The following is a 10,410-nucleotide window of genomic DNA, read 5'->3' as shown; positions in this document are numbered from 1 at the left end:
CTGGAGAAAAAGAAATATGCGATTTTCAAACATCAATCCCAGAAAGACAGAGCCGTATTCCCCGGAGATGATGCCCGGGAATTCTGGGAAAGGGCAGAAGACCGGAACAGGGAAACAGCAAGGGCTTATGACGAGCTCGGGCTTGCTGAATATGAGGCCATGGAAGCTTTTGTCCGCTGGAAATTCTAAAATACCCCCTTCCAAAGAAAATGGGTTTAACGACAAAGGCCTCTGCTGTAGCAGAGGCCTTTGTTATTATTGTGCCTGTACTCCGACAGGACCACTGGCTTCACTTTCGTTCTTAAGTCTGTCCAGTGCACTGACCAGATAGTTATATCTCTTGCCTTTCTCAATATTAGTATCCATAAAGAAGGTGTAATCCTCAAAACTGATACGTATAATATTTTTCGGGTGTAATACATCCATATCCTCACCTTCAGCAAATCTGTAGATAACGTACCCGGAAGCTGTTTCGCCATCGGACGCTTTTAAGGGTGCTGCCCATTTCAATTGTATCCCCGTTTCGACTGCCTGAGCACTTAATTCCTGTGGTGGATTAGGATCAATATCATCCAGCCATGGCATCTGCGGTGGAAGCGCCGGATAGCGATAGAGATCGTTGCGCAGAGAGTCTGCCGCACCTCTTGCGATAGTAGAAAAGGATTTGGAACTAAAATACACACTTCCTTGTACACGGTTATTAGCCCTGATATATCGTACCTGATCTGGAATTTGTTCTGGAAAACGCCAGGCTGCCTCCATTTTCTGATTAACTAGATAAGCAGCTTGCCCGATGTATAAATGCCTGCCATAAGTATGCTTGCTCCACCAATCTACCAGCGTTCCAAACGGAGCTGCTTTACGGGTAAAACTAAAATATACCTGCGGATTAATGTAATCTACCCAACCCTCCTGAATCCATTTACGGGAATCTGCATAGAGCTCATGATAATTGGACAAACCGCTAGTTGCCGAACCGTCCGGATCATCTCTATCGTTCTTCCAGATCCCAAAAGGACTGATACCGAACTTCACATATTTCTTATAGTGATGAATACTGTCATCCAGTTGCTTAATCAGCAGGTCGACGTTGTTTCTTCTCCAATCTTTGATATTGGATATGCCGTTCGGGTATTTCTGAAATGTTGCGCCATCATTAATCTGCTGCCCAGCTACCGGATAGGGGTAGAAATAATCATCAAAATGAACTCCGTCTATATTATATCCTTTAACAACATCCAGAATGACCTGTACTATGTATTCCCGAACCTCAGGAATTCCTGGGTCAAACTGTTTCTTTCCTGCATAGGTGAAAAATAGCTCAGGCCTTTTACGCGTCATATGGTCTTCAGAAACGAATGTATTGGCACTCATAGTCGCACGGTAAGGATTGAACCATGCATGCAACTCCATCCCTCTGGAATGAGCTTCCTTAATAGCAAACTCGAGCGGATCATACCCATTGGCGGGTGCAACCCCTTGTCTGCCCATGAGCCATTGACTCCAGGGTTCCCTTGATTTAGCATAGAAGGCATCTGCGGCAGGTCTAACCTGTAACAGGATTGCATTCATCCCGTTTCTTTTATGTTGTTCCATCAGACCAATCAGCTCTTGCTTCTGCTGATCTGCACTAAGTCCCGGCTTTGATGGCCAGTCTATATTAGCTACAGTGGCTACCCAGACACCGCGGAATTCTCTTTTTGGAGCAATTTTTGCTACAGTTTGCGCAAAGATAAAATTGGGAAAAATTAAAATTGTGAAAATTGTATAAACAATCTTTTTCAGCATTATTTGTTCTTTTGTTCGTGTAATTAGTGCTCGTTATGGGAAAATCCCTACCAGCCACATTTCGTGTCAACAGCAAGTAAACGATTTTTTTTAAGCTCTCATACAATTAAAGTTCATTTTTTACAGTTAATTATCTTATTTATCTTATGTTCGCTTTTTTTTAGAAAAAGGGAATACAGAGAATTACTATATACAACTCATTTTTGATAATAAATGTTAGACACAAAAGATCCCGACCATAAAGGAGACCGTAATAAAATTTATTTTCTAGTTGTAGTTATCATTGCTTTATTAGGTACTAATGCATTCCTGTTTTTCAAAGATAAACACGAAAAGGAACGTTTCGTCACTTCTAGTACTGAACGGGACAGATTGAAGCTTGAAGTTGAAAAAATCGAGGTAGAATTTGATAAGGTGAATCAACTGAATGTCGCCCTCACAGAAAAGCTACAGCGTGAACACGACATGGCACGTGCTAAAATAGCAGAACTTAAACAGGCGCTTCAGAAGGGTGAAGTTACTCGTGAAGAGCTTATCAACGCGCAGAATGAACTTCAAAAGCTAAGAACTTTTATAGAAGGGTATAAAAATGATATCGGACGTCTCGAAAGGGAAAATGCCGATCTTAAAACTCAGCGCGACAGCCTTGAAAGGTCGGTTCTTACAGTTTCAGCCAAAGCACAAAATCTGGAAAAGAAAAATAGCGAGCTTAGTGAAAAAGTAAAGAGCAGTGCTGCCCTCAAAGCATATAACGAGCGTTTAATAGGTTACAGGGTTAAAAACAACGGTAAAAATATCGAAGTTAATAAGGCTTCTGCCGCCCGTAAACTAATTACTTATTTTGATATTGTACCTAATCAGCTCGCTGCAAAGGATTATCATAAAATCTATCTTAGAGTATTTGACCCATCGGGAAATCTTGTGGCTGATGAAAAAAATATGTTCGAGGCAGATGGACAGGAGATGCAATACAGTGATATGATCACCATTTCGTATAAAAATGATAGCACATCGTATCAGATTGATTGGGTAAATCCCCAGCCATTTATCAAGGGTACGTACAACATTATTTTATATGCAAACGGCTATACCATGGGTAAGGCATCCGTAGAGCTTAAATAACTTCTAAGCAAGCGGGAAACGGAGATAAAAGACCGTCCCTGTTGATGCCCCGGATTTAAATTCAATACTTCCACCTGCATTTTCAACAGCCTGTTTGACAAAAGCGAGGCCTAATCCTGTTCCTGATGATTTCGTAGTGAAATTAGGCACAAATATCTTCTTCCGTAATTCGTCGTCTATTCCCTTTCCATTATCCTGGACTTCAACAAATACATCCGTCTCATCATTCGTAATCCGTATGTCTATACGGCATGCTACCTTTGCTGAAGCTGCCTCTATTGCATTTTTAAGCAAATTATTGAAGGACCTGAGCAACTGTCCTTTATCGCCCAGAACCTGTATATCACGCCCTGAATTATCACTCAGATAGATTTCTACATCTTCACTATGATTAAAGACATCCTTAGCTTGTCTGATGATTGGTATCAGTTTCAATTCTTCTAACTTGGTATCGGGCATTTTCGCGAAATTCGAGAACTCAGATGCGATGGTTGCCAGACTATCAATTTGTTCTACGAATGACTTATAGAACCGCTGAAATTTAAGCTCGAAGTTCGGATCTTTTTCTTTCCAGGATTTCTCGAGTAACTGAACGCCTAGCTTAAGCGGTGTAAGCGGATTTTTAATTTCATGGGCTACCTGCTTGGCCATTTCCCTCCACGCACTTTCCCGCTCTGATTTGGCCAGTTTAACAGCACTTTCCTCCAGGGCTGCTATCATTTTATTATATTCTTTAATTAAAGATCCTATTTCATCATGCCTGGACCATATAATCGGTTGATTTTTCTGTCCCAGCTTTGTCTTCTTAATACTTTCCTGGATAAATGTTAAAGGATTCGTAATCTGATTAGCGAGAAAAACAGCCAATACTCCGATTGCAACAAAAACAAGGGCATAAATATTAATCAGTGTATTAATAAATAAGCCAATTTTATTCTGATAATCGGCTTCGTTTGAATAGTAGGGTAATCCAATATAAGCTACAGTCTGGTTTTGTGCATTTCTAATCGGGGCATAGGCCGACGAATATTTGAAATCCCCTATCATCTCCTCCGGATTGGAATATTCGGAACGCTGCAGTTGCTTTAAGTAGATATAGGCCCCAGGCTCCATTTTACTGGCTATAATACCGTAGTCGTACATTTTTGGTAAAGAGGTAAAAAGCAAATTCCCGTTAGTATCAAATAAATTCAGATAGGCAGAGTTTATATCTGCAAACTGGTTGAAGTTAACTATCGCCTGATCTGATGGCTTCGGAATTCCGGTGGAATAGATCTGTTTTTCATAGGAGAGCTGTACCTTTCTTATCTTTTCTCTGATAAAATCTTCCTGCTGCTTTCTGTATTCATCCCTTATATAGAAGAATGTAGACCATCCTACAATTAACAGAGTTGCTACTACAGAAAGTACAACTGAGAATTGAATTCTGGTCTTATAAAGGATCTTATTCGCATTAATCATAAGTGACCGGTTTATATTAAACCAGCCGCCCCAGCTGTGATCTATATTTTTGACGAGCAGGATAAGTACATATAAGATGGATGAAAAAATGATAAAGACAAGAAAAAAGAACGACAAAGCCGCTAGCCGTACAATATAGCTGACCTTTTCTTTACTGATTACGATAATCTTGGAATTACTGGCAGTATAAACCAAATGACTGTACCCCTGGTCATCATTCATAATTACTGGCTCGCCGTATTTGCCTTTAAAATCTGTATTGGCAATTTTATACGTGTATCTCCCGGATTGTTTAATGAGCTTATTGTTATTATAAAAAGCAAAAGAGTATGAACTGTAGTCATCTTCAGCTTTTTGCTTTCCATCAATAAGAATTTCAGGAAACTGGCTGTTATAATTATATTGTTGAGATTTCAGCTCAATAACCAGTGTACCTAAAATATGGTTATCGTCAAAAATCGGAACTATACCAAAGTAATTCTGATAGCCGAAGGTATCATTCAACCGGTAAAAGTAGTTTGATACTTTTACAGATCCTGATTTCACGAGGTTTTGATAGTGACGCAGCGATCTCGGCTGATCTTTGTTATTTATACTATCCCGGGCTTCATTAAATTCATAAAAATTATGTTCGAAAGGGGCCAAATAACCATCAAGAAAGGTCTTAGTAATATAATTCTGCAGAGCGAGGTGACGATTAAACGCAGGGCTTTTGAAATAATCTGTAATAAACAGGTCATTTGACACTCCGTTCCCTAAGCTTTCGATAGAATTAATAACCTTAGGATCATCGGAAGACTGGAGTTTCTGTGCAATAATGTATCTGTTATTCCTTTCTTTAATGTCATTAAACTTTAGGTATTTGATGGACGATACAAAGGCAAGACAAAAAAACAGAGCCGCAAAAATGCCGATGGAGAATTTGTTATTCCTGATATAGTGATTATAACTAAAGATAAAAAGGAACAGTGCATACGCAATAAAAAAGGCTGTAAAATCTGTCGCCAGCATATAAATGCCATAAGCGATGAACATACTGAGAAATAACACCAGTCTTTCCCGATTCGTAATCTTAAGCTGTAGCGTCAGTTCAATACAAATACTGGCAATGAGATAAACATTAAACCATACCAGACACAGGATAACAATACAGATCCAGCTTAACCAGCTCAGGTTGATAATGTTCGTAATATCAAAATTGATTTTGGAATTGAAGATCAAACCGAAGAAAATATCATTGATTAAAAATGCTGCTCCGGAAAGCAGCAGGATTAAACAAAAATGTATCATAAGCCCAGCGCTTTTGCGCTTCGTCATCCATAACGGCAGACGCAAAGAACTACGATAAGTATACAGAAATAGTACAACCCAGGTTATTGCAAGTACGTTAAGCAAAAAATCGCCTAACGAGGGAAGAAAAAAGCTTTCTGCATAGATAGACGGATTAAAGACCTCCAAACTGAATTGATGATTAAACCAACCATATTCAAGGTCCGTAAACCGGACAAGAAAAAAGAATAAAGCCAGCACCACTGAAGCCTTTAATACCTGGCCTTCTTTAGCCATTCTCGCACAGATGGAGTTTACAAACAGGCATATGCAAAATAATCCGATGATCCACAACCAGATCTGTATAGTTGCATAGACACTCTGATTATAATTAGATTTAAGTTTTACTTCAAACAGCAGTTTCCCGTCCAGATTATTAATACCGTATACTTCTTCATCCATAAACGAAGCCAGAGACAGCGCATTAGTCCCCAGCTGCTTATTAACAATTCCGTTTTGAAGATACCTGTTCTGGATACTGAACTGATTTTTAATATCAATCAGGAAGATCATCGTATAATTTCCCTGAGATTTCTTAATGGCTTCGTACCAACCGTTAGGCAGTTGCGTAAATGACGAGCCTTCCCGGATTTGATCGGGATCTGTAATGACTGCTTTACTTGAACTCCAAAATTTGAGTCCGGAGGGATCATAAGTTAAGACACTAATCCCCTCGTCCCGGAAAGTCTCTATATGTTCAAGGGCGAAAGACTCATTCAGGTGGAATTGTTTAGCCCGTTCAAGTTGCTGAACATCGGCCAGGAAGGAATAAACCAGCTCTTCCTTTGCGGCTAGCTTACGCTGTAATTTACCGGCTTCATGGTGCAACAGATCCTTTTCAGTAATGCTATGTTTTAAGGACAACGCCGTTACTATACAGCAGATCCCCAAGATCAATAAAAGAAATCTGATTTTGCCCCTTATATTCACACCTGTTGGTTTTAGTCTATAAAAAGGCCCGTCAATAAAGACACAATATCTTATTGACAGGCCCTTTTATATTATCACATATATTATGCCGGTACCGACGCTGAACGCGTTGGCATAGCTCTGTTTACTTTTTTAACAAGCCCCTGCAACACACTACCAGGTCCTACTTCTACAAATTCGGCAGCTCCGTCAGCAAGCATCTTTTCCACTGTTTGCGTCCACTTTACAGCACCAGTAAGTTGTGTAATCAGGTTAGCTTTGATTTTATCAGGGTCTGTTTGCGCAACGGGGTCAACATTTTGATAAATCGGACAGATCGGAGAATTAATAGCAGTAGCTTCTATCGCTGACTGCAGTTCCACTCTTGCCGGTTCCATTAGCGGAGAGTGGAATGCACCACCTACATTTAATTTAAGTGCACGTTTAGCACCTGCTGCTGTTAATTGTGTACATGCTTCTTCAATTCCGGCAATGCTGCCTGAAATTACAAGCTGACCCGGGCAGTTATAATTTGCTGCAACTACGACCTCGTCAATACCGGCACAGATATTTTCAACTACTTCATCTGCGAGCCCCAGGATAGCGGCCATAGTGGAAGGTTGTAATTCACATGCTTTCTGCATCGCATTTGCTCTCGCAATTACCAACTTTAAGCCGTCTTCGAAAGACAGGGCATTTGCCGCTACTAAAGCTGAAAATTCACCGAGCGAGTGTCCTGCAACCATATCAGGATTAAATTCTTCGCCTAAAACTTTAGCTAAAATGACAGAATGCAAAAATATAGCTGGCTGAGTGACATTGGTCTGTTTCAGCTCTTCTTCTGTACCGGAAAACATGACATCACTGATACGGAAACCAATTATTTCATTAGCTTTCTCAAATAATGCTTTCCCTTCTTCAAGTTCATAGAGTTCTTTTCCCATACCAGGAAATTGTGCGCCCTGACCCGGGAATAAAAATGCTTTCATCTATTAAATATTTTTGTGTTCGTTAATTTTAATTTATTGCGGTACTAATGCAGGTTGGCGGTAATTAACCTCAAAAACTCTGCCCTTGTTCTGTCATGTGCAAATTCACCGGTAAATGCAGACGTTGTAGTCACAGAATTCTGTTTCTGAATTCCGCGCATTGCCATACACATGTGTTGGCATTCAATTACAACAGCCACACCAGCAGGCTGTAATGTCTCCTGTATACAGTCGCGAATTTCATTAGTTAGTCTTTCCTGTACTTGAAGTCTTCTTGCGAAGGCATCTACTATACGTGGTATTTTACTTAACCCTACAATATGACCATTAGGGATGTATGCAATATGGGCTTTACCAAAGAATGGCAGCATATGATGCTCACACATTGAATATACTTCAATATCCTTTACTACAACCATTTGGCTGTAATCTTCCTTAAACATCGCCGAACGCAATATTTTTGCAGGATCAAGATCATAACCGTGCGTCAGGTACTGCAGTGCTTTAGCTACGCGCTCCGGAGTTTTAATTAAGCCCTCTCTTTGCGGATTCTCACCCAACTGACTCAGGATATCCGTATAATGATTAGAAATTGAGCGTGTCTTAACCGTATTATAACGGTCTATTTTGATATAACCTTCGTTTTCTTCACCGAAGTTATCTATTGTGTGATCTTCCATGGAAATGCTGATTAACCGAAATACTCGATAATGTTATTTTCGGTCTCGTAAATTTTGATGCTGTGTAATTGTGCATTGCTGCTGTTGATATGAGGCACAAGTTCTTCCCAGATTGCAATTGCCAGGTTTTCTGTAGACGCCAGTTTATCTTTCATGAAATCGACGTCCAAGTTAAGGTTCCTGTGGTCAAGTTTATCGATAACATGTTCATTAATGACGTTTTTTAACCATTTTAAATCGACTAGAAAGCCCGTTTCACGATCGATTTCACCTTTAACAGTTACAAAAAGCTGGTAATTATGACCATGCCAGTTAGGATTAGCACATTTGCCGAATACTTGAAGATTCTGATCATCAGACCAATCTGGCCTGGCCAGTTTATGTGCAGCGTTAAAATTTTCTTTGCGGGTAATATAAATCATATTTATTTTTATATTTCAATACAGACAGCGTATAAAACACCTGATTAGCTGCAAATATACGCAGAAAGGTTAGAAGGCCGTTTAAATTTATATGCGCAAATTATTAAGACCCAGATTTGAATGACCAAGTTTAAAGGAAGTTAAATGTAAATATTAACTTCGGCCGCAGGTTAATCCACCAAAGAATGAAAACACTCGTTGTCGCTGCTACCTTCCCTGAAGTTTCAGGCCTCTGTGAACATTTCCTGCTAAAGGAAGGTAGGTTAATGTATACACCAAATTTCGATGTACTCATTACCGGCGTAGGTATGACTGCTACCGCATTTGCTTTGGGTAGTACTTTAAACTCCTCTTACAGCCAGGTTCTCAATCTCGGAATCGCTGGGACATATCAGCGGAGCATTCCTCTGGGCACACTTGTCCAAGTCACTCAGGATATATTTTCCGAGTTAGGCGCTGAATCACCTGCTGGTTTCCTGACAATAGAAACACTGGGCTTCGGTAAAAGCCATTTTCAAGAAATTAATCCGGAAGTGCCTTTTCAAACAGATCTGCAGCAAGTTAATGGCATTACTGTAAATCGGGTACACGGCACTAAAGAAAGCATCAAAGAGACGAAGGACCGGCTTAACCCCGACACAGAGAGCATGGAAGGTGCGGCTGTATTTTATGCCTGTGAACAAACGGGAATCCCCTGCCTGCAAATCCGCAGCATCTCTAATTATGTGGAAGAAAGAAATACGGCCACCTGGGAAATAGGAAAATCTATCCGGAATCTGAATGCGTGGGCTATCAGATTTTTGACAATCGCTTAACCAAGCCTTTGCGCGGACTCCTTACCTTTAACCTATGAAGCTAACTCTTGGATTTTCACCCTGCCCGAATGATACATTTATATTTGACGCCTTAATTCATCATAAAATTGATACGGAAGGCCTTGATTTTGAAGTTCACTTTGATGATGTGGAGACGCTCAATCAAAAAGCAGTAAATCATGAACTGGACATCACTAAACTCAGCTTTCATGCCTTTGCACATGTGGCAGACAAGTATGCTTTATTGGATTCAGGAAGTGCACTTGGCTTTGGTGTCGGACCATTATTGATCTGTAAAGACGAGAGTTTGCTAGACCTTGAAACATTAGCTGCGAAAGGTAAAGATTTAAGGATAGGTATACCCGGTAAGTTAACTACAGCCAATTTCCTACTGGGTATTGCTTTCCCCGAAATGCAGCATAAAGAGATTATGGTTTTCTCTGAAATTGAAGACGCCCTGCTAGAGGACCGGATTGATATTGGATTGATTATTCATGAAAACAGATTCACTTACGCAAGCAGAGGGTTGCATAAAATACTGGATCTGGGCAGCCACTGGGAAAGTCTTACAGGCTGCGCAATTCCACTTGGCGGAATAGTGATTAGCAGAACGCTAAGTAAAGAAATCCAGCTGAAGGTGAATCGTCTAATTCGTAAATCTGTGGAATTTGCCTTTGCTAATCCTAAATCAGGTATAGACTTTATTTCTTCCCACGCACAGGCAATGGACCAGGAAGTGATGTATAAACATATCGATTTATATGTCAACAACTATTCAATAGATCTGGGAAAAGAGGGCAGAAAAGCGATTGATATTCTTTTTGAAAAAGCAGAAGCAACCGGACTAATCCCTGCTGTTCCTGCTTCGTTATATGTTAAGCCCGATACTGTCTAA

The 10,410-nt window shown here is 40.2% G+C and carries 8 protein-coding genes and 1 pseudogene; 4 read left to right on the top strand and 5 right to left on the bottom strand.

What is annotated here, in order from left to right:
- Window positions 1–189, top strand: a pseudogene (locus BM192_RS20255) (PIG-L family deacetylase); the annotation flags it as partial.
- A 66-nt stretch (window positions 190–255) separates the two neighbouring features.
- On the opposite strand, the gene BM192_RS20250 reads toward BM192_RS20255, so the two are convergent.
- Window positions 256–1,788 (bottom strand): glycoside hydrolase family 10-like protein, encoded by a 1,533-nt coding sequence (locus BM192_RS20250; RefSeq protein WP_037437710.1) that lies wholly within the window; start codon window positions 1,786–1,788, stop codon window positions 256–258.
- A gap of 213 nt (window positions 1,789–2,001) precedes the next feature.
- Between BM192_RS20250 and BM192_RS20245 the strand changes: the two genes are divergently transcribed.
- Window positions 2,002–2,910 carry a hypothetical protein gene (locus tag BM192_RS20245; protein ID WP_037437712.1) on the top strand — a complete coding sequence of 303 codons (909 nt, stop codon included), beginning with the start codon at window positions 2,002–2,004 and terminating at the stop codon, window positions 2,908–2,910.
- Window positions 2,911–2,913: 3 nt separating this feature from the next.
- Here BM192_RS20245 and BM192_RS20240 read toward each other — a convergent pair whose 3' ends face one another.
- The 4 genes from BM192_RS20240 to BM192_RS20225 form a co-directional block, all read right to left on the bottom strand.
- Window positions 2,914–6,630, bottom strand: coding sequence for a sensor histidine kinase (locus BM192_RS20240; RefSeq protein WP_234797596.1), 3,717 nt, complete (start codon window positions 6,628–6,630; stop codon window positions 2,914–2,916).
- Window positions 6,631–6,713: 83 nt separating this feature from the next.
- Window positions 6,714–7,598, bottom strand: coding sequence for an ACP S-malonyltransferase (gene fabD, locus BM192_RS20235; protein ID WP_037437713.1), 885 nt, complete (start codon window positions 7,596–7,598; stop codon window positions 6,714–6,716).
- A gap of 44 nt (window positions 7,599–7,642) precedes the next feature.
- Window positions 7,643–8,278 carry a GTP cyclohydrolase I FolE gene (gene folE / locus BM192_RS20230; protein WP_037437714.1) on the bottom strand — a complete coding sequence of 212 codons (636 nt, stop codon included), beginning with the start codon at window positions 8,276–8,278 and terminating at the stop codon, window positions 7,643–7,645.
- Between the two features lie 11 nt (window positions 8,279–8,289).
- The gene (locus tag BM192_RS20225; RefSeq protein ID WP_037437716.1) at window positions 8,290–8,700 is read right to left on the bottom strand and encodes a 6-pyruvoyl trahydropterin synthase family protein; all 411 of its coding nucleotides are present in this window, start codon (window positions 8,698–8,700) and stop codon (window positions 8,290–8,292) included.
- A 185-nt stretch (window positions 8,701–8,885) separates the two neighbouring features.
- On the opposite strand from BM192_RS20225, the gene mqnB reads away from it, so the two are divergent.
- Both mqnB and BM192_RS20215 read left to right on the top strand, forming a co-directional pair.
- Window positions 8,886–9,515 carry a futalosine hydrolase gene (gene mqnB / locus BM192_RS20220; RefSeq protein ID WP_037437717.1) on the top strand — a complete coding sequence of 210 codons (630 nt, stop codon included), beginning with the start codon at window positions 8,886–8,888 and terminating at the stop codon, window positions 9,513–9,515.
- A gap of 34 nt (window positions 9,516–9,549) precedes the next feature.
- Window positions 9,550–10,410: a menaquinone biosynthesis family protein gene (locus BM192_RS20215; RefSeq protein WP_037437718.1), complete on the top strand. Its 861-nt coding sequence runs from the start codon at window positions 9,550–9,552 to the stop codon at window positions 10,408–10,410.

The sequence above is a fragment of the Pedobacter antarcticus genome, from assembly GCF_900112985.1.
Taxonomy (GTDB): domain Bacteria; phylum Bacteroidota; class Bacteroidia; order Sphingobacteriales; family Sphingobacteriaceae; genus Pedobacter; species Pedobacter antarcticus.
The sequence above is the reverse complement of the archived record's forward strand: the minus strand, read 5'-3'. Positions and strand labels throughout refer to the sequence as shown.

What these genes read in the sequence shown, in the direction of transcription:
- BM192_RS20215 (WP_037437718.1), top strand. Translation starts at nt 9,550, where the DNA reads ATGAAGCTAACTCTTGGATTTTCACCCTGCCCGAATGATACATTTATA.
- BM192_RS20225 (WP_037437716.1), bottom strand. Translation starts at nt 8,700, where the DNA reads ATGATTTATATTACCCGCAAAGAAAATTTTAACGCTGCACATAAACTG.
- BM192_RS20250 (WP_037437710.1), bottom strand. Translation starts at nt 1,788, where the DNA reads ATGCTGAAAAAGATTGTTTATACAATTTTCACAATTTTAATTTTTCCC.
- mqnB (WP_037437717.1), top strand. Translation starts at nt 8,886, where the DNA reads ATGAAAACACTCGTTGTCGCTGCTACCTTCCCTGAAGTTTCAGGCCTC.
- folE (WP_037437714.1), bottom strand. Translation starts at nt 8,278, where the DNA reads ATGGAAGATCACACAATAGATAACTTCGGTGAAGAAAACGAAGGTTAT.
- fabD (WP_037437713.1), bottom strand. Translation starts at nt 7,598, where the DNA reads ATGAAAGCATTTTTATTCCCGGGTCAGGGCGCACAATTTCCTGGTATG.
- BM192_RS20245 (WP_037437712.1), top strand. Translation starts at nt 2,002, where the DNA reads ATGTTAGACACAAAAGATCCCGACCATAAAGGAGACCGTAATAAAATT.